Source organism: Kitasatospora sp. NPDC058048, from assembly GCF_042885555.1.
Lineage (GTDB): Bacteria > Actinomycetota > Actinomycetes > Streptomycetales > Streptomycetaceae > Kitasatospora > Kitasatospora lactacystinica.
The window spans coordinates 14,526-37,428 of record NZ_JBHVRT010000036.1 but is presented as its reverse complement, the minus strand read 5'-3'; the positions used below and the strand labels follow the sequence as shown (position 1 = coordinate 37,428).

At 74.0% G+C, this 22,903-nt stretch carries 19 protein-coding genes; 6 read left to right on the top strand and 13 right to left on the bottom strand.

From position 1 onward, the window contains the following. Positions 1 to 3 precede the first annotated feature (3 nt). Positions 4 to 762 (bottom strand): response regulator transcription factor, encoded by a 759-nt coding sequence (locus tag ACFVVA_RS30990; RefSeq protein ID WP_387694070.1) that lies wholly within the window; start codon positions 760 to 762, stop codon positions 4 to 6. Between the two features lie 391 nt (positions 763 to 1,153). Between ACFVVA_RS30990 and ACFVVA_RS30985 the strand changes: the two genes are divergently transcribed. From ACFVVA_RS30985 to ACFVVA_RS30965, 5 genes are all read left to right on the top strand, one after another. Continuing rightward, a complete protein-coding gene (locus ACFVVA_RS30985) occupies positions 1,154 to 1,927 on the top strand; it encodes an amino acid ABC transporter ATP-binding protein (RefSeq protein ID WP_359907100.1) in 774 nt (257 codons plus the stop codon). Positions 1,928 to 2,042: 115 nt separating this feature from the next. Continuing rightward, positions 2,043 to 2,948, top strand: a complete 906-nt coding sequence (locus tag ACFVVA_RS30980; protein ID WP_387694069.1) for a glutamate ABC transporter substrate-binding protein — start codon at positions 2,043 to 2,045, stop codon at positions 2,946 to 2,948. Positions 2,949 to 3,000: 52 nt separating this feature from the next. After that, a complete protein-coding gene (locus tag ACFVVA_RS30975; protein ID WP_387694068.1) occupies positions 3,001 to 3,651 on the top strand; it encodes an amino acid ABC transporter permease in 651 nt (216 codons plus the stop codon). After that, complete coding sequence (locus ACFVVA_RS30970) at positions 3,648 to 4,496, top strand: amino acid ABC transporter permease (protein WP_387694067.1); 849 nt, start codon at positions 3,648 to 3,650, stop codon at positions 4,494 to 4,496. The genes ACFVVA_RS30975 and ACFVVA_RS30970 overlap by 4 nt, the downstream gene beginning before the upstream one ends. A gap of 122 nt (positions 4,497 to 4,618) precedes the next feature. Continuing rightward, positions 4,619 to 6,346 carry an FAD-dependent monooxygenase gene (locus tag ACFVVA_RS30965; protein ID WP_387694066.1) on the top strand — a complete coding sequence of 576 codons (1,728 nt, stop codon included), beginning with the start codon at positions 4,619 to 4,621 and terminating at the stop codon, positions 6,344 to 6,346. Between the two features lie 83 nt (positions 6,347 to 6,429). On the opposite strand, the gene rny is transcribed toward ACFVVA_RS30965, so the two are convergent. The 7 genes from rny to ACFVVA_RS30930 all read right to left on the bottom strand — a co-directional run bounded on the left by rny (position 6,430) and on the right by ACFVVA_RS30930 (position 14,124). Beyond that, positions 6,430 to 7,899 (bottom strand): ribonuclease Y, encoded by a 1,470-nt coding sequence (rny, locus tag ACFVVA_RS30960; RefSeq protein WP_387694065.1) that lies wholly within the window; start codon positions 7,897 to 7,899, stop codon positions 6,430 to 6,432. A 134-nt stretch (positions 7,900 to 8,033) separates the two neighbouring features. Further along, on the bottom strand, positions 8,034 to 9,041 hold the full coding sequence (gene recX, locus ACFVVA_RS30955) for a recombination regulator RecX (protein WP_387694064.1): 1,008 nt from the start codon (positions 9,039 to 9,041) through the stop codon (positions 8,034 to 8,036). Between the two features lie 4 nt (positions 9,042 to 9,045). After that, positions 9,046 to 10,170: a recombinase RecA gene (gene recA, locus ACFVVA_RS30950; RefSeq protein WP_387694063.1), complete on the bottom strand. Its 1,125-nt coding sequence runs from the start codon at positions 10,168 to 10,170 to the stop codon at positions 9,046 to 9,048. A 197-nt stretch (positions 10,171 to 10,367) separates the two neighbouring features. After that, positions 10,368 to 11,513 carry an AI-2E family transporter gene (locus ACFVVA_RS30945; RefSeq protein ID WP_387694112.1) on the bottom strand — a complete coding sequence of 382 codons (1,146 nt, stop codon included), beginning with the start codon at positions 11,511 to 11,513 and terminating at the stop codon, positions 10,368 to 10,370. Between the two features lie 118 nt (positions 11,514 to 11,631). Then, positions 11,632 to 11,826 carry a DUF3046 domain-containing protein gene (locus ACFVVA_RS30940; RefSeq protein ID WP_359907122.1) on the bottom strand — a complete coding sequence of 65 codons (195 nt, stop codon included), beginning with the start codon at positions 11,824 to 11,826 and terminating at the stop codon, positions 11,632 to 11,634. Next, complete coding sequence (locus ACFVVA_RS30935) at positions 11,823 to 12,413, bottom strand: GNAT family N-acetyltransferase (RefSeq protein ID WP_387694062.1); 591 nt, start codon at positions 12,411 to 12,413, stop codon at positions 11,823 to 11,825. Before ACFVVA_RS30935 ends, ACFVVA_RS30940 begins: the two co-directional genes overlap by 4 nt. Positions 12,414 to 12,525: 112 nt before the next feature. Further along, positions 12,526 to 14,124, bottom strand: coding sequence for a S8 family serine peptidase (locus ACFVVA_RS30930; RefSeq protein WP_387694061.1), 1,599 nt, complete (start codon positions 14,122 to 14,124; stop codon positions 12,526 to 12,528). A gap of 210 nt (positions 14,125 to 14,334) precedes the next feature. Here ACFVVA_RS30930 and ACFVVA_RS30925 point away from each other — a divergent pair, with 210 nt between their 5' ends. Further along, positions 14,335 to 19,044, top strand: a complete 4,710-nt coding sequence (locus tag ACFVVA_RS30925; protein ID WP_387694060.1) for an ATP-dependent helicase — start codon at positions 14,335 to 14,337, stop codon at positions 19,042 to 19,044. A gap of 94 nt (positions 19,045 to 19,138) precedes the next feature. Here ACFVVA_RS30925 and ACFVVA_RS30920 read toward each other — a convergent pair whose 3' ends face one another. The 5 genes from ACFVVA_RS30920 to rimO form a co-directional block, all read right to left on the bottom strand. Next, positions 19,139 to 19,447 (bottom strand): hypothetical protein, encoded by a 309-nt coding sequence (locus ACFVVA_RS30920; protein WP_387694059.1) that lies wholly within the window; start codon positions 19,445 to 19,447, stop codon positions 19,139 to 19,141. A 55-nt stretch (positions 19,448 to 19,502) separates the two neighbouring features. Continuing rightward, on the bottom strand, positions 19,503 to 19,871 hold the full coding sequence (locus ACFVVA_RS30915) for a helix-turn-helix domain-containing protein (protein WP_387694057.1): 369 nt from the start codon (positions 19,869 to 19,871) through the stop codon (positions 19,503 to 19,505). A 319-nt stretch (positions 19,872 to 20,190) separates the two neighbouring features. Continuing rightward, positions 20,191 to 20,673, bottom strand: coding sequence for a CinA family protein (locus ACFVVA_RS30910; RefSeq protein ID WP_387694111.1), 483 nt, complete (start codon positions 20,671 to 20,673; stop codon positions 20,191 to 20,193). A gap of 47 nt (positions 20,674 to 20,720) precedes the next feature. Further along, positions 20,721 to 21,359 (bottom strand): CDP-diacylglycerol--glycerol-3-phosphate 3-phosphatidyltransferase, encoded by a 639-nt coding sequence (gene pgsA, locus ACFVVA_RS30905; protein WP_387694056.1) that lies wholly within the window; start codon positions 21,357 to 21,359, stop codon positions 20,721 to 20,723. Then, positions 21,356 to 22,876, bottom strand: coding sequence for a 30S ribosomal protein S12 methylthiotransferase RimO (gene rimO / locus ACFVVA_RS30900; protein WP_387694054.1), 1,521 nt, complete (start codon positions 22,874 to 22,876; stop codon positions 21,356 to 21,358). The genes pgsA and rimO overlap by 4 nt, the downstream gene beginning before the upstream one ends. Positions 22,877 to 22,903: the final 27 nt, after the last annotated feature.

Genomic DNA, 22,903 nt, shown 5'->3' with positions numbered 1-22,903 from the left:
CGGTCAGTGCTCCGCGGGGGCGCTCGGGGCCGGTTCGGCCGCGGCGGGCGCCGGGCAGTCGGGGATCAGCCGGTAGCCGACCCCGCGCACGGCCTCGACCAGGCCGGGCAGTGCCAGCTTGTTGCGCAGCGAGCCGATGTGCACCTCCAGGGTGCGCCCGTTGCCCTCCCAGCCGCTGCGCCAGACCTCGCTGAAGATCTGCTCGCGCCGGTAGACGACGCCGGGGCTCTGCGCGAGCAGTGCGAGCAGGTCGAACTCCTTGCGGGTGAGCGGCACGTCGCGGCCGTCCACGCTGACCCGGCGGCGCTCCCGGTCGATCCGGATGCCGCGGGACTCCAGCGGGCCGCGCTGCTGCGGCACGGTGTCGGGCGCGGGCGCCGCCACCGCGGCGGGGGCGGCGCCGCGGCGGGCCACGGCGTGGATGCGGGCGAGCAGCTCGCCCATGTCGTACGGCTTGGTGACGTAGTCGTCGGCGCCCAGGTTGAGGCCGTGGATCCGGGAGCGGACGTCCGCGCGGGCGGTGACCATGATCACCGGCACGCCGCTGCCGGCCCTGATCCGGCTGCACACCTCGAAGCCGTCGCGGTCGGGCAGTCCGAGGTCGAGCAGCACCACGCGGTACGGCTCGTTGCCGTCCGGCACCAGGGCGTCCAGCGCCTCGTGCCCGCTGCGGGCATGCCGGACCTGGAAGCCGTGCCGGCCCAGCACCGCGACCAGCGCGGCGGCCACGCGTTCGTCGTCCTCGACGAGCAGCAGTCGCATCCTGTCCTCCTCCTTCCCCCACGTGATCACCGATGATCACCGGGCCGATCGTTCAGGTCCCGGTCCTGCGCAGTATGGGCCAGCGAACGGCCCGGCGCCAGGTTCGACCGCGCACCGGGCCCGGGGGGAACGGGGAGCACCGGAGCGGATTCCCGCTGTGACATGCCCCGTCGGCGCCCGCGCGAACAGCGTGCGAGCGCCGTGTGGCCGTTTCGTGATCCTCAAGTTCCGCTCAGATCGGCTGACGGCGCGCGGTCATGGCTCCTAAGGTCGGCCCACCGGGGGCCGCGGCTCCGCCGGCCTCGGCCCCCGGATCCGTACCACCATTGCCTGTCAAGGGAGTTGAGACTTCTCGGACAGGCGTGATTCGACGACAGAGGGAGCAGGCGCGATGACCGAGAGCCCGGTCGAGGACTCCACCCCCGCAGCCGCCCCACTGGTCGTGCTGAGCAACGTCAACAAGCACTACGGTGCGCTGCACGTCCTGCAGGACATCGACCTCCGGATCGCCCAGGGCGAGGTGGTCGTGCTGATCGGCCCGTCCGGCTCGGGCAAGTCGACGCTCTGCCGGACGATCAACCGGCTGGAGACGATCGACTCCGGCGCGATCACGATCGACGGCCGGCCACTGCCCGACGAGGGCAAGGAACTGGCCCGGCTGCGCGCCGAGGTCGGCATGGTGTTCCAGAGCTTCAACCTGTTCGCGCACAAGACCGTGCTGGAGAACGTGGTCATCGGCCAGGTGAAGGTGCGCAAGGTGCCCCGCCCGCAGGCCGAGAAGACCGCCCGGGAGCTGCTGGAGCGGGTCGGCGTCGGCGCGCAGGCGGACAAGTTCCCGGCCCAGCTCTCCGGCGGCCAGCAGCAGCGCGTGGCGATCGCCCGCGCGCTGGCGATGAAGCCCAAGGTGATGCTCTTCGACGAGCCCACCTCGGCGCTGGACCCGGAGATGGTCAACGAGGTGCTGGAGGTCATGCGCCAGCTCGCCGCGGACGGCATGACGATGGTCGTGGTCACCCACGAGATGGGCTTCGCCCGCTCCGCCGCCAACCGGGTCCTGTTCATGGCCGACGGGAAGATCGTCGAGCAGAACACCCCGGACGCCTTCTTCACCGCGCCGCGCTCCGAGCGCGCCAAGGACTTCCTCTCGAAGATCCTCCACCACTGACGCTTCGAGACCGGCGGGACCGCCCCCGGCCGCAGTGCCGGCCCGCCCCGCCCGTGCACGCCTTCCAGACGCCAGAGCCCGGTTGACACCGCGGCCCAGCCCCAGGAGAACCCTCATGAGGACGTCCCGCACCCTCGCCGTCGCGCTCTGTGCCGTCGCGCTCACCGCCACCGCCGCCTGCGGCAAGGACGGCACCCCCGGCGCCACCGCCGCGAGCAGCGGCGCCGGCGCCCCGAAGCTGCCGAGCTACACGGTCAAGACCGACGTCAAGGTGGACTCCGCGATCCTCGCCGAGGCCAAGAAGCGCGGCCAGCTGATCATCGGCGCCAAGGCCGACCAGCCGAACCTCGGCTGGGAGGACGTCGCCAGCGGCGACCGCAGCGGCTTCGACATCGAGATCGCCAAGATGATCGCCGCCGACCTCGGCTTCACCCCGCAGCAGATCAAGTGGCAGACCCTGGTCTCCTCGCAGCGCGAGCCGGCCATCGCCAAGGGCCAGATCGACTTCTACGTCGGCACCTACAGCATCAACGACGAGCGCAAGAAGAGCGTCTCCTTCGCCGGCCCGTACTACATCGCCGGCCAGGACCTGCTGGTGAAGGCCGACAACACCACGATCACCGGCCCGGAGAGCACCGGCGGCAAGAACGTCTGCACCGCCACCGGCTCGACCTCGATCAAGAACATCCAGCAGTACAACCCGAAGGTCACCCAGTTCGACACCTACTCGGCCTGCGTCGAGAAGCTGATGTCCGGCGAGGTCGACGCGGTCACCACCGACGACGCGATCCTCAAGGGCTACGCCTCCAAGTACAGCCCCAAGCTCAAGGTGGTCGGCAAGCCGTTCACCAAGGAGAACTACGGCGTCGGCCTCAACAAGGACGACAAGGCGCTGCGCGACGCGATCAGCGACGCCCTCAAGGCCCACGAGGACAACGGCGACTGGAAGAAGGCCTACGACGCGACCCTGGGCGCCTCCGGCTCCCCGGCGCCGGACGTCCCGGCCCTCGAGCGCTACTGATCCGCCCGCCGTACGTCGACTCCCGACCATGAACTGAGAGGAGGGCCGCCGGATGGGGTTCCTGTTCGAGGACGACAACTTCGCGTTGTTCCGCGACGGCTTCCTACAGACGATCGAGGTGAGCGCGCTCAGCGCTCTTCTCGCCCTGCTGCTGGGCACCCTGCTGGCGGCCTTCCGGGTCTCCCCGGTGCCGGTCCTGCGCGCCTTCGGCACCACCTGGGTGACGCTCTTCCGCAACACCCCGCTGACCCTGCTGTTCTTCGCCGTCACCTTCGGCCTGCCGCCGCTGGGCGTGCACTTCAGCCACCTGGCGTTCGCGGTGCTGGCGCTCGGCGGGTACACCGCCTCGTTCGTCTGCGAGGTCATCCGCTCCGGCATCAACACCGTGCCGCTGGGCCAGGCGGAGGCCGCCCGCAGCCTGGGCATGACCTTCGGCCAGACCCTCACCCTGGTCGTCCTGCCGCAGGCCGCCCGGACCGTCCTGGGCCCGATGAGCAGCGTGTTCATCGCCCTGCCCAGGAACTCGGCGATCGCCGGCGCGTTCAGCGTCCCCGAGCTGTACAGCGCCCAGCAGACCTTCTCCGAGCGCGGCTACTCGATCTTCGCCATCTTCTTCTGGGTGGCCTGCGCCTACCTGCTGATCAGCGCCACGGTCGCCACGTTCTTCCGCTTCCTGGAATCCCGACTGGCGGTGGCCCGATGAGTATTCTGAGTCGTCAGGCGTCGGCGAGTGTCCTCTACGACACCCCCGGCCCGAAGGCCCGTACCCGGTACCGCATGTTCGGCGTCCTCTCGGTGCTCGGCATCGCCGGTCTCCTCTGGTACGTCTTCAGCGCGCTGAACGACAACGGCCAGTTCGACGCCGGCCTCTGGGACGCCTTCCAGTACACCTTCGTCCAGCAGCAGATCGTGGACGGCCTGCTGTCCACCCTGGAGGCCTTCGGGCTCGCGGCAGCCTTCTCGCTCACTCTGGGCGCGCTGCTGGCGGCCGGTCAGCTCTCCGACCACCGGCCGGTCCGCTGGTTCTGCACGGCCTTCACCCAGTTCTTCCGGGCGATGCCGCTGCTGATCCTGATCGTCGGGCTCTACTACGCCTTCTTCGCCCAGCAGCCGATGTGGGCGCTGGTGCTCGGCCTCAGCCTCTACAACGGGGCGGTCCAGGCCGAGATCATCCGCAGCGGCGTCAACGCCGTCCCGCGCGGCCAGGGCGAGGCGGCGTACGGGCTCGGCATGCGCAAGACCCAGGTGATGATGTCGATCCTGGTGCCGCAGGCCGTCCGCTCGATGCTGCCCTCGATGATCGGCCAGCTGGTCGTCACCCTCAAGGACACCTCGCTCGGCTTCGTCATCACCTACAGCGAACTGTTGTTCATGGGCAAGAAGATCGCCAGCCAGCCGATCAACGCCGCGGGCTTCCCCTACATCCCCGTGGTGCTCGTGATCGGCCCGATCTACATCGTGATGTGCCTTCTGTTGACCGCGCTCGCACGCTGGATCGAAGCACGTGGCCGTCGCGGCGCGAACCGGCGCACTTCAGCTTCTGCTTGACGGACACGCAGGTGAACTGTTGCATTGCTCTTCGTGACACCTCCCGGGAGCATCCACGCGGCATATGCGGCAGCGGTAACTGACGCCGGCCGATCGGCCGGTTCGCGCCCGGAGGTTCCCTCATGGACCCGGTGATCGTGGTCGGGGCCGGACCGGTCGGTCTGGCCCTGGCCCTCGCCCTGGCCCGGCACGAGGTACCCACCATCGTCCTGGACGAGGGCTCCGGGCTCTGTCCCGAAGGTCCGCGCAGCCTCGTGCTCGGCGCCGACACCGCCGCCTTCCTGACCCGGATCGGCTACCCGCGGGCCGCCTCGGACTCCGCTCTGTGGGACTCCTTCGCCGTCTGGCGCCGCCGCCAGGAGGTGCTGCGGATCGACCTCACCGATTCGCCCACCTACCACCTGCCCCAGCACCGCCTCCAGCGCGGGCTGCGCGACGCCCTCACCGGCACCCCGCTGATCAAGCTGGTCCCGCTCAACCGGGTCGTCGAACTCGAACAGGACCGGGACGGCGTCAGCATCCGCACCATGGGCACCCAGGACGGCTCCACCACCTGGTGGCGCGGCAGCCACCTGGTCGGCTGCGACGGCGCCAGATCCACCGTCCGCAAGCTCCTGAAGATCCGTTTCCCCGGCCGCCCCGCGGTCGACCGCAACGCCATCGCCACCGTCCGGGTCGACCTGCCCTTCGACGGCGCCCGACTGCACCGCGAGCCCCCGTGGCGGGGCGACCGCGAGGCCTCCGCCCGTCCGCTGCCGGACGGCGTCTGGCGGCTCGACTGGCGACTGCCCCCCGGCCGGCCCGCCGCCACCGAGACGGTCGACCCGCACGCCACCTGGCCCGGCATCGTCACCGGCGACACCCTGCTCACCCGGGTCACCTCCACCCTCACCGGCTGGTGCGGCGAGCTGCCCCGCTTCGAACTGCTGGCCGCCGCCGACCACACCGCCCAGCAGCGGCTCGCCGCCCGCTTCCGGATCGGCCGCTGCTTCCTGGCCGGCGACGCCGCACACCTGCACGGCGCCCTCGGCATGCAGAACCTCCCGGACGGGCTGCGCGACGCCGACAACCTCGCCTGGCGGCTGGCCCTCGCCTGGCACCTCCACTCCGGCGGCCCGCAGCCCGGCGGAGCGCTGCTGGACGGCTACGAGGCCGAGCGGCGCGGGGCGGTCGGCGCCCGGCTGCGCGCGGTCGACCAGTCCATGCCGCTGCTGCGCCCGCTGCGCGGCTGGCAGCAGACCCGGCGCTCGCTGCTGGTCGGCGGCTTCCGCAAACACGCCCCGCTGCTCGCCGACGGCCAGCTCGGCACCGGCCGGTTCGGCGGCGCGCCCGCCTACCCGGCGGCGCCCTCCGGTGTCCCCGGCCGGGTCCCGCTGCAACGCGGCGCGCGCGGCGCCACCTCGCTCAGCGAGCTGCTGCCCGCCACCGCCCCCGGGGTGCTCGTCCCGGACCTGCCGGTGCTCGCCGACGACGGCACCCCCGACCACCTGCACGCCCGGCTCGGCACCACCTTCCTGCTGCTGCTGGTCGCCCCCGGCACCGCCGTCTGGTCCTCCGAGCACTGGCTCGGCGCCGGCCTGATGCCCCGCCTCGCCGAGGTCGCCGCCGCCCTGCCCGTCCCCGCCGAGGTGCTGGTCACCGAGGACTACCCGGGCGCCGGCCCGCACACCGTCCTGCTGATCCGCCCGGACGGCCACCTCGTCGGCGTCACCCAGGGTGCCGTCGCCGAGGACCTCCTCGCCCTCGCCGACCGCGCCCGCGGCTGCCCGGCCACGCTCACCCCGACCCCCGACCCGGCCGAGCAGCCCGCGCCCCGCGAGGTGGACTCCCCGAGCCAGGGCGTGTCCTGACGGGTCCTGGCGGATCATGGCGGGACGGCCCGGGCAAGTCCTTGCAGGTCCTGGCAGGTCCTGGCAGGTCCTGGCGGGGCGTCCTAGCCGGCCACCGCCGTGGCCCGGCTCTCCCGGACCACCGTCACCCGAATCCGGCCCGGGTAGGTCAGCTCGGTGGAGAACTGGCGGGCGACCTCACGGGCGATCAGCTCCGCGCCCAGGTCGTCCACCGCGTCCGGGCGGACCATCACCCGGACCTCGCGGCCGGCCTGCATCGCGTACACCTCGGCCACGCCCTGGTGCGAGCGCGCGATCTCCTCCAGCCGCGCCAGCCGCCGCACGTACAGCTCCAGCGACTCCTTGCGCGCGCCCGGCCGACCGCCCGAGCAGCCGTCCGCGGCCTGGGTCAGTACGGCCGTCACCGTCCGGGGATCGACCTCGTTGTGGTGGGCGGCGATCGCGTGCACCACCTCGGGGGACTCGCCGTACCGCCGGGCGAGCTCCGCGCCCACCGCCGCGTGGCTGCCCTCCGACTCATGGGTGAGCGCCTTGCCGATGTCGTGCAGCAGCGCCGCGCGCCGCACCGGCTCCGGGTCCACCCCGAGCTCGGCGGCCATCATCCCGGCCAGGTGCGCGGACTCCAGCAGGTGCCCGAGCACGTTCTGCCCGTACGACGCCCGGTAACGCAACGAACCCAGGGTGCGGACGAGTTCGGGGTGCATCGCGCCGACCCGGGCGTCCAGTAGGGCGTCCTCGCCGGCCCGGACGCAGCGCTGCCCGACCTCCTCGCGGCTGCGCTCGTGCAGGTGCTCGATCCGGGTCGGGTGGATCCGGCCGTCCTCGACCAGCTGCTCCAGGGTGAGCCGGGCGGTCTCCCGGCGGACCGGGTCGAAGCAGGACAGCTGCACCGACTCCGGGGTGTCGTCGACGATCAGGTTCACGCCGGTGACCGCCTCGAAGGCCCGGATGTTGCGGCCCTCCCGACCGATGATCCGGCCCTTGATGTCCTCGTTCGGCAGCGGCAGGACGGTGACCGCGCTCTCCAGCGTCTGCTCCGTCGCCAGCCGCTGGATCGCCCCGGCGACGATGTCCCGGGCCCGGCGCTCGCCCTCCTCCTTGGCCTCGCGCTCGATTTCCCGGGCGGTGACCGCGGCCTCCCGCCGGACCGACTCCTCGGCCTCCCGCAGGAGTTCGGCGCGGGCCTGCTTGGCGGAGAGCCCGGCGGCCCGCTCCAGCGCCGCCACCCGGCGGGCGACCAGCGCCTCGGACTCGCTCCGGGACCGCTCCAACTCGGTCGAGCGCTCCACCAGTTCGTCCTCGCGGCGGCGCAGCCTGCGCAGCTCCTCGGCCATGTCCTGCTCGCGCCGGGCGAGTTCGGCCCGCTGCCCGGCGCTCTGCTCCTCGGCCCGCCGACGGGTCTGCTCGGCCTCGGCCAGCGCGCTGTGCCGGGCCGCCCGGAGCCGCCTGACCACCAGCCCGGCGGCCACCGCGAACACCAGCAGCAGGAACGCGGCCGATCCGGCGACCGCCACCAGCGAGCCGCCCGGGTCGGTGCCCGCCGAGATCCCCATGTGCTGCCCACTCCCCCGTCTCCGCGCGGGCCGCCGTACGGAGGCGCCCCGGGAACTGATGGCGAGGCTAGGTGGGGGTCATGAAAGGGTCAAGGGTTGACCTGGTTCACTCCAGGACGCCTACAGAACTGCCACTACTCCCGACCCGACAGTTCACTCCGCTCCTCCTCCAGCGCACTGCGCACCACCCGGAACGCCAGTCCCTCGGAGTAGCCGCGCCGGGCCAGCATCCCGACCAGCCGCCGGGTGCGCACCTGTTCGTCCAGCCCTCGGGTGGCACGCAGTCTGCGCTCCACCAGCGCCCGGGCCGCGTCCGTCTCGTCGTCGTGGTCGACCTGGGCGACGGCCTGCTCGACCAGGTCGGCGGCGACGCCCTTGGTGCGCAGCTCCTGGGTCAGCGCCCGCCGGGACAGGCCCCGAACGGCGTGCCGGGACTCCACCCAGGCCGCGGCGAAGGCCGCGTCGTCGATCAGCCCGACCTCTTCGAGCCGGGTGAGCACCTCGTCGGCGACCTCGTCCGGGATCTCCCGCTTGCGCAGGGCGTCGGCGAGCTGCTTGCGGGTCTTGGCGGCGCCGGTGAGCAGCCGCAGGCAGATGTCCCGCGCGCGGGTCTCCGGATCGACCGACTCCTCGGCCTGCTTCCGGGAGGCACGGCCGACGCCCTCCTCGCCGGACGGCCCGGCCGCGGAACGGCCCCGACGGGCGCCGCGACGGGAGGCCGAGGCGGCCGCACCCCCGTGACCGGCCGCCTCGCCTCCGCCCCGGCCGCTCTCCATGGCCGCCGGTGCCGAAGCGGGCCCCGCCGCTTCGAGTTCCTCGGCCTCCAGGGCCGAGCGCCGCCGTCGGCGGCCGGTGGGCAGCTCGGAGGCGGAGACCAGGCCGAGCTCCTCGACCGATGCTTCCGCCGGCTCCGGCCCGGGCGCCGCGCCGCGCACCGCCCGGTCCGGAGCCAGGTCGAACTCCGGCTCGGGGCCGGATGCCCACTGCGTGATGGAGCGGCGGTCGCGCCGGGAGGGCCGCCGCCCGGGCCTCTCGGCCGCCGGCTCCGGTTCCTCCGCGACCGCGGCGAACCAGTCCGGCGGGCCGTAGTCGTCGTCCTCCGGGCCCGCCGGGCCGCCGCCCACCGTGTCGTACTGCGTCAACGGATCAGGCCTTGGCCGCCGCCGTCTTCTTCGCCGCGGCCGTCTTGGTGGCGGTCGCGGTGATCGGCTTGGCGGCGCCGTCGGCGGCGGGAGCGGCAGCGGCGTCGGCCCCGCCCTCGGCCGGCTCCTCCACCTTCGGGCCGATGCCGAGCTTGCCCTTGATCTTCCGCTCGATCTCGTCGGCGAGCTGCGGGTTGTCCCGCAGGAAGTTGCGGGCGTTCTCCTTGCCCTGGCCGAGCTGGTCGCCCTCGTAGGTGTACCAGGCGCCCGACTTGCGGATGAAGCCGTGCTCCACGCCCATGTCGATCAGGCCGCCCTCGCGGCTGATGCCCACGCCGTAGAGGATGTCGAACTCGGCCTGCTTGAACGGCGCGGCGACCTTGTTCTTGACCACCTTGACGCGGGTGCGGTTGCCGACCGCCTCAGTGCCGTCCTTCAGGGTCTCGATCCGGCGGATGTCGAGGCGGACCGAGGCGTAGAACTTCAGCGCCCGGCCACCCGTCGTGGTCTCCGGCGAACCGAACATCACGCCGATCTTCTCGCGCAGCTGGTTGATGAAGACCGCGGTGGTGTTCGACTGGTTCAGCGCACCGGCGATCTTGCGCAGCGCCTGGCTCATCAGTCGGGCCTGCAGACCGACGTGCGAGTCGCCCATCTCGCCCTCGATCTCGGCGCGCGGCACGAGCGCCGCGACCGAGTCGATGATCACCAGGTCGATCGCGCCGGAGCGGATCAGCATGTCGGTGATCTCCAGCGCCTGCTCACCGGTGTCCGGCTGGCTGACCAGCAGGGCGTCGGTGTCCACGCCGAGCTTCTTGGCGTACTCCGGGTCGAGCGCGTGCTCCGCGTCGACGAACGCGACCGTGCCGCCGGCCTTCTGGGCGTTGGCGGCCAGGTGCAGGGTCAGGGTGGTCTTGCCGGAGGACTCGGGGCCGTAGATCTCGACCACCCGGCCGCGCGGGATGCCGCCGACCCCGAGGGCGACGTCCAGGGCGGTGGACCCGGTGGAGATCACCTCGATCGGCTCATTGGCCTTCTCGCCGAGGCGCATCACCGAGCCCTTGCCGAACTGCCGCTCGATCTGGGCGAGAGCGGTCTCCAGGGCCTTCTCGCGGTCCGTACCTGCCATGGCTTTTTCCCTCGGGTTCTGTGCTGTGCGCTTCATCGTCCTCGACGCTAGCGCGTCCCACTGACAAACGGGCTCGACCGGGCTCGGCCTGTGGAAAACTCCTCGCCGGAGAGTACAAAGAACATCTGTTCGATTCAAGCGTCGCACGTCCGGGCCGTGCCGCCCCCGGGGACACCCCCCGGGGGCGGCGCCCCGGGTCACTCCCCGCGCCTCGTCCCGTCCCCGCCGACCATCCGGCGCAGCCGCCGGGCCGCCTCCCGGCGCAGCTCCCGCCGCGCCCGCCGCTGCTCGCCCCGGTCGATCCGCGGATCGGTGGCCACCTCGTACCGCCGCACGTACGTCCCCACGAAGCCCTGGAGCGTGGCCGCCGCCGGGATCGCGATCACCGCGCCGACCGCGCCGAGCAGCGCCGCGCCCGCGATCACCGAGCCGAAGGCCACCGCCGGGTGCACGTCCACCGTCCGCGCGGTGATCCGCGGCTGCAGCAGGTAGTTCTCGACCTGCTGGTAGACCACCACGAAGACCAGCACCCAGAGCGCGTCCACCGGCTCCACCGTCAGCGCCACCAGCACCGGCAGCGTCCCGGCCAGGTACGTCCCGAGGGTCGGCACGAACTGCGACATGACGCCGACCCAGACCGCCAGCGCCGCCGCGTACGGCAGGTCCAGCAGCTCGAACATCACCCAGTGCCCGGCGGCCGACACCACCGCGAGCAGCGCCCGGGAGTACAGGTAGCCGCCGGTCTTGGCGAGCGCGATCTCCCAGGCCCGCAGCACCTCGCCCTGCTTGGCGGGCGGCAGCATCGAACAGACCGTCCGGCGCACCCGCGGGCCCTCGGCGGTGAAGTAGAAGGTGAACAGCCCGACCGTGAAGGCCTGGAAGAGCCCGCCGATCACGGTGGACGAGACGCCCCAGACATTGTCGGCGGCCTGCTGGACGTAGTTCTCGATGGTGCCGGAGTCCTTGAGCAACCGATTCTGCAACTCGCCCAGCGAGAGGTCCTGGTGGAAGGTCTGGTTGATCCAGCCGATCAGATTGTCGACCAGGTGCGGAAGGTCCCCCGCGATCTTCGCCACCTGGTCGACCAGCAGCGTGCCGAGCGCGGCGAGGAAGCCCACCACCGCGGCCCCGACCGCCACGAACACCAGGAAGGTCCCCACCCCCCGGCGCACCCCGCGCGCCGCCATCCGGTCCACGGCCGGCTCCAGCGCCAGCGACAGGAAGAACGACACCAGCAGCATCACGAACAGGTCGATCAGCTGCCGGAACGCCCAGTCGGCGAGCTGGAACACCCCCACCAGCACCAGGAACAGCACCATCGCCCGCGGCAGCCAGCGCGGCATCCCGCCGCCCCAGAGCCCCCCGCCCACCGGAGCGCCCTCGGCACTCCGGTCCGAATTCTTCTGCTCTGCGCTATTTGTCACCCGAACAGTCTGTCCCATGCCGCCCGGGGGCCGGCACTCAGCGCAGCACGCCGGAGACGCCCTGGGTGTCGCAGACCACGCGCCAGACGTCCTTGGCCTCCCAGCCCGACTCCAGCGCCTGGCGCACCGTCCGCCCGCCCAGCTCGCTCATCACATGATCGGTCGCGAACGACTCCGCGTACGACTCCCCGAAGTGCGCGTACATCCGTCGCCAGAAATCCGTCAGCCTCATGCCTCGAGTATCCCGGACCGCGCCCGCCAGTCCCCGGCCGTCAGCGCGTACTCGACCTCACCGTGCTCACTGCCCGGGATCGTCTCCGGGCAGTCCTCGCGGAACGTACGGACGTACGAGAGCCCGCTCTTCTCCATCACCCGCCGCGAGCCCGCGTTCACCGTCATGGTGTACGCCACCACCCGCTCCACCCCCAGCTCCGCGAACCCGCGCCGGACCAGCGCCCGGGCTCCCTCCGTCGCGTACCCGCGCCCCCACGCGGCCCGCCGCAGGCGGTACCCGAGCTCGACCTCCCCGCGCTCCCCCTCCCGCGTCGGCCGGAACTCGAACCACCCCAGGAACGCCCCGCCCGCCCGCTCCTCGGCCGCCCACCAGCCGAGGTCGCCGTACCGCCGGTAGTGCTCCAGGTACTGCGGCAACAACTCCCCCTCGACCCACTCCCGCGGGCTCGGCCTCCCCCCGGTGAGGAAGCGCATCACCGCGGGGTCCCCGTCCAGCTCCACGAGCCGGTCCGCGTCCGCCGCCGTGAAGCGCCGCAGCACCAGCCGCTCGGTCGTCAGGAACACCGCCGCGTCCGATTCACCCATGCCCCGATCCTCACCCCCGTCCCGCCGCCCCGTCACCTGCTTTTCCCCGCCCCACCACCCGACGGGCGCGCGGGGCGCAGCCCGCGCGCCCGCAACGGAAACCGCGCCCCCGTCACCGGGGCAGCGCCAGCAGCCCCGCACCGAAGTACTGCCGCTCCCCGCAGCCGAACACCCCCGCAGGACACCCCGGCGCCGCCGCCCCCGCCAGCACCCCCGCCAACCCGTCCGCCCCCAGCTCCGGACGCAGGGCCGCCACCACCGCCACCGCCCCGGTCACGTGCGCGGCCGCCATCGAGGTCCCCGCCAGCGCGGCGTACCGCCCGTCCGGCCAGTCGGAGACGATCGCGCCCTGCGGCCCGCCGTCCGGGTCGCCCCCCGGCGCGGCCAGCGAGACCCGTCCGCGCCCGTAGTTGGAGTAGCCCGCCGGGTGCCCGTCCCGGTTGACCGCGGTGACGGTGACCACCCCGGGCAGCTCGCCGGGCAGCCGCACGCACTCGGTGCCCAGGTGGCGGACGGGCGCCGGCCCCGAGACCCGGTCGTTGGGGCTCCGGTCGTCGGTCCGCCCGGCGCCGAGGTCCTGCCCGTCGTTGCCCGCCGAGGCGACCACCACCGCCCCCTTCCGCCGGGCGTACCCGACGGCCCGCCCGACGGCCGCGGTCAGTGCGGCCTGGTCGCGGTCCTCGGGGCAGTTGTACTTCCACGGGTCGGCGAAGTAGCTGTTGTTGATCGCCCTGGCCCCGTGGTCGGCGGCCCAGAGCATGCCGCAGACGACGTTCTCGGCGTAGTACTGCCCGAGCGGCCCGAGCAGCCGGACGGCGGCGATCCGTACGCCCGGCGCGACCCCGGTGACGCCGTGGCCGTCCCGGGTGGCGCCCACGATCCCGGCGACGTGCGTGCCGTGGCCGCTCTCGACCACCCCGGGGTCCGGCCGCCAGGCGCCGGTCCGGGCGTCGGGCCGGCCGTCCGCGCAGGAGGCGGAGGCCTTGGGGTCGACGGCGGCACGCAGGTCCGGGTGGGTGTCGTCGACGCCGGAGTCCAGCACGGCGACCAGCACCTTGTGCAGCACGTCGGCGCCCGGCACCGCACCCCCGCCCTGCACCGAAGCCCCGCCCTGCACCGCGCCTGCGGCCGGCGGCGCGCCACCGGACACCGCCGAGGCATCGCCCGCCCGGACGCCGGCGCCCCCGACCATGGCGAGGTTCCAGGCGCCCGCCTCCCCCGGATCGGGCACCGTCACGGTCCCCGAGTCCGCCCGGTCACCACCGCGCGAAAGGATGTCCCCGCTCCGCCCCGTCCCGGCCGCCGGCCCCGCGCCGGTGCCCGCCGAGAAGTCGCCCGCCCCCGCCACCGCCCGCGGCGGCGCGACCACCGGCGCGGTCCTGGTCGCCCCGACGGCGGCGATCCCGGGCCGGGCTCGCACCCGGTCGGCGAACGGGCCGGTCGCGTACACCAGCGCGGCCCCGATCTGCGGGTACTCCTGGACCACCTGCCCGCCCGCGGCCCGGCTCTCCGCACCGGCCCGGGCCGCGCCGGCGGCGTCCTCGCCCTCGGCCAGCACCAGGTAGCTGAGGTACGCCCGCCCCGATCCGGACACGTACGGGACGGCGCCACCCACCACGAGCGCCGTGAGCAGCATCGCGAGCAGCGCCCGGGCGGGCCCGCCCACCCGGCGGCGCCGGACGGTCCTGCCCGACGGGTGCACCTGCGCCATCGCACGGTCTCCGCTCGTCGGTCCGGTGGGTCACGGCTGGATCAAGCATCCGATTCCTCACCATATGAGCGGATTGTTGTTTCTGCTCCCCGGCTTGCACCCCTCCCCCCGCGCCTTCCGCCCTCCCTCCCCGCACCTCAAGCCCGTCCCCTCCCGGCCCCCCGTTCCGGCCCACCTCCACTTGTCGGTCCCACCCGGCACCATGGGGGCATGGCGCCCCAGCACCCGACCCCGCCCGCCGACGACCCCCTGGCCGGTTTCGCCCCGGCCACCCGGGCCTGGTTCACCGGCGCCTTCTCCGCCCCCACCGCCGCCCAGTCCGAGGCCTGGCGGGCCATCCAGCGGGAGACGGACGTCCTGGTGGTCGCCCCCACCGGCTCCGGCAAGACGCTGGCCGCCTTCCTCTCCGCCCTCGACCGCCTCAGCACCACCCCGCCCCCCGCCGAGCCCAGGCGCCGCTGCCGGGTCCTCTACGTCTCGCCGCTCAAGGCGCTCGCGGTGGACGTCGAACGGAACCTGCGCGCCCCGCTGGCCGGCCTGCGCCAGGCCGCCGTGCGGCTCGGCCTGCCCGAACCGGAGGTCCAGGTCGCCATCCGCTCCGGCGACACCCCGGCCGCCGAGCGCCGACGCTTCGCGACCCACCCGCCGGACATCCTGATCACCACCCCCGAATCGCTGTTCCTGCTGCTCACCTCCGCCTCCCGGGAGGCCCTGCGCGGCGTGGACACGGTGATCCTGGACGAGGTGCACGCGGTCGCCGGCACCAAGCGCGGCGCGCACCTCGCGCTCAGCCTGGAGCGGCTGGACGAGCTGCTGGACCGCCCGGCCCGCCGGATCGGCCTGTCCGCGACGGTCCGCCCGGTCGAGGAGGTGGCCCGCTTCCTGAGCCCCCGGCGCGGCGCCGCCGTGGTCCAGCCCGCCTCCGAAAAGGACTTCGACCTCTCGGTGGTCGTCCCCGTCCCCGACCTGGACGACCTGCCCGCCGCCCCGGCCACCGGCGGAGCCGCCGGCACCGACCCGCAGCGGCAGGCGTCGATCTGGCCGCACGTCGAGGAGCGGATCGTCGACCTGGTCGAGGCGCACCGCTCGACCATCGTCTTCGCCAACTCCCGCCGGCTGGCCGAGCGGCTGTGCAACCGGCTGAACGAGATCGCCCACGAGCGCGCCACCGGCACCGCCGTCCCCGGGGCGCACGCCCCGGCCGAGCTGATGGGCGGCTCGGGCGCGGCCAAGGGCGCGCCCCCGGTGATCGCCCGGGCCCACCACGGCTCCGTCTCCAAGGAGCAGCGGTCGCTCGTCGAGGAGGAGTTGAAGGCCGGCCGGCTGCCCGCCGTGGTCGCCACCTCCAGCCTGGAGCTGGGCATCGACATGGGCGCCGTCGAACTGGTCGTCCAGGTCGAGTCCCCGCCCTCGGTCGCCTCCGGCCTGCAGCGGGTCGGCCGGGCCGGCCACCAGGTCGGCGCCGTCTCCACCGGTGTGTTCTTCCCCAAGTACCGGGGGGACCTCGTGCAGTCCGCCGTGGTCACCGAGCGGATGCGGGCCGGCCGGATCGAGTCGCTGCGCGTCCCGCGCAACCCGCTGGACGTGCTCGCCCAGCAGCTGGTCGCGATGACGGCCCTGGACGCCTGGCCGGTGGACGAGTTGCTCGCCGTGGTCCGCCGCGCCGCCCCCTTCGCCACCCTCCCGCAGTCCGCGTTCGACGGCGTGCTCGACATGCTGGCCGGCCGCTACCCCTCGGACGCATTCGCCGAGCTGCGCCCCCGCCTGGTGTGGGACCGGGTGGCCGGCACGGTGACCGGCCGCCCCGGCGCCCAGCGGCTGGCCGTCACCTCCGGTGGCACCATCCCCGACCGCGGCCTGTTCGGCGTCTTCATCGCCGGCACCACCGCGTCCGATTCGAAGACGGGGAAGAAGGACGGCGGCGGGCGACGGGTGGGCGAGCTCGACGAGGAGATGGTCTACGAGTCCCGCGTCGGCGACGTGTTCACCCTCGGCACCACCTCCTGGCGGATCGAGGAGATCACCCACGACAAGGTGCTGGTCACCCCGGCTCCCGGCGTCCCCGGCCGGCTCCCGTTCTGGAAGGGCGACACCCTCGGCCGTCCGCTCGAACTCGGCCGCGCCCTCGGCGCCTTCACCCGCGAACTGGGCGCCCTCCGGCCCGAGGCCGCCACCGCGCGCCTCCAGCAGGCCGGCCTGGACGACTGGGCGGCCGCCAACCTGCTGGACTACCTGGCCGAGCAGCGCGCCGCGTGCGGCCACCTCCCGGACGACCGCACCATCGTGGTCGAGCGCTTCCGGGACGAGCTCGGCGACTGGCGGATCGTCATCCACTCCCCCTTCGGCGCCCAGGTGCACGCCCCCTGGGCGCTCGCCCTCGGCGCCCGGCTGCGCGAGAAGCACGGCCTGGACCCGCAGGTCATGCACGCCGACGACGGCATCGTGCTGCGCCTGCCCGACGCCGACCTGCTGGCCGCCGACTTCGACTTCGGCGGCCCCCCGGAGCAGGCGGTCCCGGACGAGGCACCGGTCGGCGCCGACGCCGCCCTGTTCGACCCCGGCGAGATCGAACAGCTCGTCACCGACCAGGTCGGCGGCTCCGCCCTGTTCGCCTCCCGCTTCCGGGAATGCGCCGGCCGCGCCCTGCTGCTCCCCCGTCGCAGCCCCGGCCGCCGCACCCCGCTCTGGCAGCAGCGCCAGCGCGCCGCCCAGTTGCTCGAAGTCGCCTCCGAGTACGGCTCGTTCCCGATCGTCCTGGAAGCCGTCCGGGAGTGCCTGCAGGACGTGTTCGACGTCCCCGGCCTGGTCGAGCTGATGGGCGATCTGGAGTCCCGCGCCGTCCGCCTGGTCGAGGTCACCACCCCGGAGCCCTCGCCCTTCGCCCGCTCGCTGCTGTTCGGCTACGTCGCCCAGTTCCTCTACGAGGGCGACACCCCGCTCGCCGAGCGCCGTGCCGCCGCCCTCTCGCTCGACTCCCGGCTGCTGTCCGAACTCCTCGGCCAGGCCGAACTGAGCGAACTGCTCGACCCGCAGGTGCTCACCGAGCTGGAGGCCGAGCTCCAGCGCCTCACCCCCGAACGCCGGATCAGGGACGCCGAGGGTGTCGCCGACGCCCTGCGCCTGCTCGGCCCGCTCACCGAGGCCGAGTTGACGCTCCGCGGCGCCGATCCGCTCTGGGCCCTGGAGCTGGAGGCGGCCCGCCGGGTGATCCAGGTCCGGATCGCCGGCGAGCGGCGCTGGACCGCGATCGAGGACGCCGGACGGCTGCGCGACGCGCTGGGCACGCCGCTGCCGGTGGGTGTCCCGGAGGCCTTCACCGAACCGGTCAAGGATCCGCTGGGCGATCTGATCGCCCGCCACGCCCGTACCCACGGCCCGTTCACCGCCGCGGAGGCCGCCGCCCGCTACGGCCTGGGCGGCGCCGTGGTCGCCGGCACCCTGCACCGCCTGACCGCCGCCGGCCGGCTGGTCCAGGGCCGCTTCAGGCCCTCCGAGAGCCACACCGCCCCCGAGTGGTGCGACGCCGAGGTGCTGCGCCGGCTGCGCCGCCGCTCGCTGGCGGCCCTGCGCCAGGAGGTCGAGCCGGTCCCGCCGCGCGCCCTGGCCGCCTTCCTGCCGCAGTGGCAGCACCTGTCCGGCCACCGGCTGCGCGGCCCGGACGGCCTGCTGCGGGTGGTCGAGCAGCTCCAGGGCACCGCCCTGCCCGCCTCCGCGCTGGAGAAGCTGATCCTCCCGGCCCGGCTCACCGACTACTCCCCCGGTCTGCTGGACGAACTGATGGCGGCCGGCGAGGTCGGCTGGTGCGGGGCCGGCGCGCTGCCCGGCAAGGACGGCTGGCTCAGCCTGCACCTCGCCGAGAACGCCCACCTGCTGCGCCCCGAGCCCGTTCCGCCCGCGCTCACCCCGGTGCACAGCGCCCTGATGTCCGCGCTGGCCGGCGGCTACGGCCTGTTCTTCCGCCAGCTCGTCCAGCACCTGCCGGAGGAGACCGCCGAGGCGGAGATCGTCGAGGCGCTCTGGGACCTGGTCTGGGCCGGTCACGTCACCAACGACACCCTCGCCCCGCTGCGCGCCCTGCTCGGCTCCGGCCGGACGGCGGGCGCCACCGCCCACCGCGCGCCGAGGTCCACCCCGCGCGGCCGCTACGGCGGTGCCGGCCGCGCCTTCGGCCGGGTCGGCGGCGCCCTGCGCAGCGGCCCGCCGACGGTGGCCGGCCGGTGGTCGCTGCTGCCCGCCTTCGCCGCCGACCCGACGGTCCGGGCCACCGCCCGGGCGCAGAGCCTGCTGGACCGGCACGGCCTGCTCACCCGGGGCACGGTGGCGGCCGAACGGGTGCCCGGCGGCTTCGCCGGCGTCTACCGGGTGCTCGCCGCGATGGAGGAGCGCGGCCGGGCCCGCCGGGGCTACTTCGTCGAGGGCCTGGGCGGCGCCCAGTTCGCCATGGAGGGCGCGGCGGACCGGCTGCGCTCGGTGAACGGCCGGCTGGAGCGGGCCCGGGCCGCCGAGTGGCCGGCCGCCCCGGTGGGCGAGCCGCCGCAGACGCTGGTGCTGGCGGCCGCGGACCCGGCCAACGCGTACGGCGCCGCCCTGCCCTGGCCCGAGCCGCCCACCGCCCCCGGCGGCAAGGAGTCCACCGCCCACCGCCCGGGGCGCAAGGCGGGCGCCCTGGTGGTCCTGGTGGACGGCGAGCCGGCGCTGTACGTCGAGCGCGGCGGCAAGTCCCTGCTGGCCTGGCCGCAGGACGGAGCCACCCTGGCGCTGGCGGCCGGGGCGCTCGCGGCCGCCGTCCGGGAGGGCGCGCTCGGCAGCGTGACGGTCGAGCGGGCCAACGGCGAGCCCGCCCTCGGCTCGGATCTCGGCCGGGCCCTGGAGGAGGCCGGCTTCCACGCCACCCCGCGCGGCCTGCGCCTGCGTCCCTGACCGCGCGGTCCCGGCCCCGCCGCGGGGACCGGCGGGGAACGCCGAAAGGCCGGAGGCCGCGGGGTCGGGCCCCGCGGCCTCCGGCCCCGTCGAATCACCCGGTCGGCGGCGGCTGTACCTCCACCGGCTCCACCGGTGCCACCGGCTCCGCGCGCGGACGCCGGGCCGGTCCGGTCGCGTTCCAGTCGGCGTGGACCGGGATGAGACCGAGTCCCCAGCCGCCGGCCGCGAGCAGCCCCAGCACCGCACCGTCGGTCAACTGCCCCCGGACCACCAGGAGCCACCAAACGAGCCCGGCCGCCGAGAGCGCCAGCAGCCCGCGCACCGGACGCCGTACCCGGGTGGACAGCCGCGCCCAGGCCCGTATTCGGGCCATCGGGCGCGTCTGCGCGTCTGTTCGCACGACCGCCCTCCCTTCGCTCGCCCCGGGCAGGGGCGCCCGGGAGTCGAGGCCGGGATCAGGCGGCGACCACGTCCATCGCGGCGGCCTTGGGCGACAGGGTCGCCCGGTCGGTGCCGGGGGCGGGCAGCGGAACCGGTTCGAGTACCGGCCTCAGCAGATCACCTTCGGAGAGGGTGGCCATCGCCGCAAGTTCGGCGAGCGACAGTTCGTCGCTGACCTCGCGCATGACCTCGGACATCCGGACATCGAGTGCGTCGCAGATGGCGGAGAGCAGCTCCGAGGACGCCTCCTTCTGTCCCCGCTCGACCTCGGAGAGGTATCCGAGCGAAACCCTGGCGGCCGCCGACACCTCGCGGAGTGTGCGGCCCTGGCGCTGGCGCTGCCGACGCAGTACATCGCCCAGTAGGCGACGAAGCAGGATCATCGGTGCCTCCCTCCTCGGACTGCGGATCGAGATGTCACGACCCCACCGTACCGCCTTGCCCGCTTCGCGTGCGGGGACCCTGGTCGTGTTCACTCTGGGCTGCAAGGCCGTCCCCCTCCTCGTTCCGGTGTCGTACCGGGGTTCGCGGGCCCCTCGTGGTACCCGTCGCGACCCGCCCCGCCACCGTCACGCAACTCGTTCGCCACCTGGTTTCTGCCCAACCAGGGTGTTGGATGTAACACGATCCTCCAGCTGTCCCATACCCGCGCACCGGATCGCCGGATCCCGGTTCGGTGGAGATCCCCGCCCGGCGGGGCCCCTACCGTGCGAACCGACCGACCAGCAGCTCCAGCGCCGCGGTCACCGCCCCGTGACGGATTGTGGCACGACCCCCCGACAGCAGGGGCGAACTGACCAGAGTTCCCCCCGGGCCGGCGACCGCCAGGTGCACCGTGCCCACCGGCCGCCCGTCCTGCGGGTCCGGCCCGGCCACCCCGGTCGTCGCGAGCCCGTACGTCGCCCCCAGCAATCCGCGCACGCCCTCGGCCATCTGCCGGGCCACCACCGGATGGACCGGCCCGTACACGTCCAGCAGGCCCTCGTCCACCCCGAGCACCGAGGCCTTCAGCTCGGTCGCGTACGCGGTGACCGAGCCCCGGAAGGTCGCGGACGCCCCGGGGACGTCCACCAGCGCGGCGGCCAGCAGACCCCCGGTCAGCGATTCGGCGACCGCGAGCGTGCCACCCTCGGCCCGCAGCGCGGCGTGCGCCCGCTCGGCCAGCTCGTAGTCCCGCTCCGCCATGCCCCGCTGCGCCACGTCCCGCTCCGCCACCCGGTCTCCCCCGTCGCTCAGCGGCCGGCCCGGGCCGCGGCCTGTCCCTCGCGGCGCAGTCGCAGCGCCTGTCCGATGTAGTCCAGCGCGGTGCCGACGGTCAGCACTACCGCCAGGCCCATCAGCACGGCCCGCCCGGTGGCCAGCCAGCCGGTCAGCGGCAGCACGTACATGCCAACCGCGGTGCCCTGGGTGAGCGTCTTGAGCTTGCCGCCGCGGCTGGCCGGGATGACGCCGTAGCGGATCACCCAGAAGCGCATCAGCGTGATACCGAGCTCGCGGGCCAGGATCACCACGGTGACCCACCAGGGCAGGTCACCGAGCACCGAGAGGCCGATCAGCGCCGAGCCCATGATCGCCTTGTCGGCGATCGGGTCGGCGATCTTGCCGAAGTCGGTGACCAGGCCCTTGCGCCGGGCGAGCTCGCCGTCGAACAGGTCGGTGATCATCGCGATCGCGAACGCCGCCCAGGCGACCGCGCGCCACTTGGGGTTGTGCCCGTCGTCGGCGAACAGCAGGGCCACGAAGACCGGCACCAGCAGCACCCGGACCATCGTGAGCACGTTGGCGATGTTCCAGATCCCCGGGGCGGACGCCGCCGCGGCCACCGGTCTGCCCGGGTGGGCCGCGGCCGGGGCGACGGGCCCCTTGGTCATTCCCCGACTCCCGAGACCGTGGCCCCCGCGACCTCGGCGCCCGGGGTCCTGGGCGGTCGCACCTGCTCCAGCGCCTCGGCGATCAGGTCGACGCCCTCGCTGGCGACCACCTTGGCCCGCCAGAACTGGCCGATCCCGGGCGCCTCGACGCCGGTGAGGGTGGTCAGGCCGTCGGTCTCCGGGGCCTGGTGGGCGGAGCGGCCCTCGACCACGCCGTCCTCGACCGACTCGATCAGCACCTCGACCTCGGTGCCGATCCGCTGCTCGGCCCGCTGGGCGGTCATCTCCTCGGCCAGCCGGCTCAGCCGGTCCAGGCGGTCGGCGATCACGTCCTCGGCGAGCTTGCCGTCGTAGGTCGCGGCCTCGGTGCCGTCCTCGTCGGAGTAGCCGAAGACGCCGATCGCGTCCAGCCCGGCGTGGGTGACGAAGCGCTCCAGCTCGGCGAAGTCCTCCTCGGTCTCACCGGGGAAGCCGACGATGAAGTTGGACCGGGCGCCGGCCTGCGGGGCCTTGCCGCGGATGGTCCCCAGCAGTTCCAGGAACTGGTCGGTGGAGCCGAAGCGGCGCATCCGGCGCAGCACGGCGGGTGCCGAGTGCTGGAAGGACAGGTCGAAGTAGGGCACCACGTCGGCGGTCCCGGTCATCGAGTCGATCAGGCCCGGGCGCATCTCGGCCGGCTGGAGGTAGGAGACCCGGACCCGCTCGACGCCCTCGATCGCGGCGATCTCGCCGAGCAGCGTCTCCAGCAGCCGGATGTCGCCGAGGTCCTTGCCGTACGAGGTGTTGTTCTCGCTCACCAGGACGATCTCGCGCACGCCCTGCCCGGCCAGCCACTGGGCCTCGTTCAGCACGTCGGAGGGGCGCCGGGAGATGAAGGAGCCGCGGAAGGCCGGGATGGCGCAGAAGGAGCAGCGGCGGTCGCAGCCGGAGGCGAGCTTGACCGAGGCCACCGGGTTGTCGTCCAGCCGCTTGCGCAGGGTGCGCGGGCCGGAGGCGGGGGCGAGGCCGTCGGGCAGGTCGGTGATCGGCTCGGCGGGGGCCTCGGCGCCGTGGCCGGGCAGCGCGACGGTCTCGGCGGCGGACTGCCGCTCGGCCGGGCTGACCGGCAGCAGCTTGCGGCGGTCGCGCGGCAGGTGCGGGGCGTGGTGGCCGCCGGAGAGGATCGTCTGCAGGCGGTCGGAGATGTTGGTGTAGTCGTCGAAGCCGAGCACGCCGTCGGCCTCGGGCAGCGCGTCGGCGAGCTCCTTGCCGTACCGCTCGGCCATGCAGCCGACCGCGACGACGGCCTGGGTGCGGCCGTGCCCCTTGAGGTCGTTGGCCTCCAGCAGGGCGTCCACGGAGTCCTTCTTGGCGGCCTCGACGAAGCCGCAGGTGTTGACCACGGCGACGTCCGCTTCGGCGGCGTCGTCGACGAGCAACCAGCCGTCGGCTTCCAGTCGCCCGGCGAGTTCCTCGGAGTCCACCTCGTTGCGGGCGCATCCGAGCGTGACAAGGGCGACAGTACGGCGTTCAGGCATAGGCCCAAGATTAACGCGCGGGCTCCG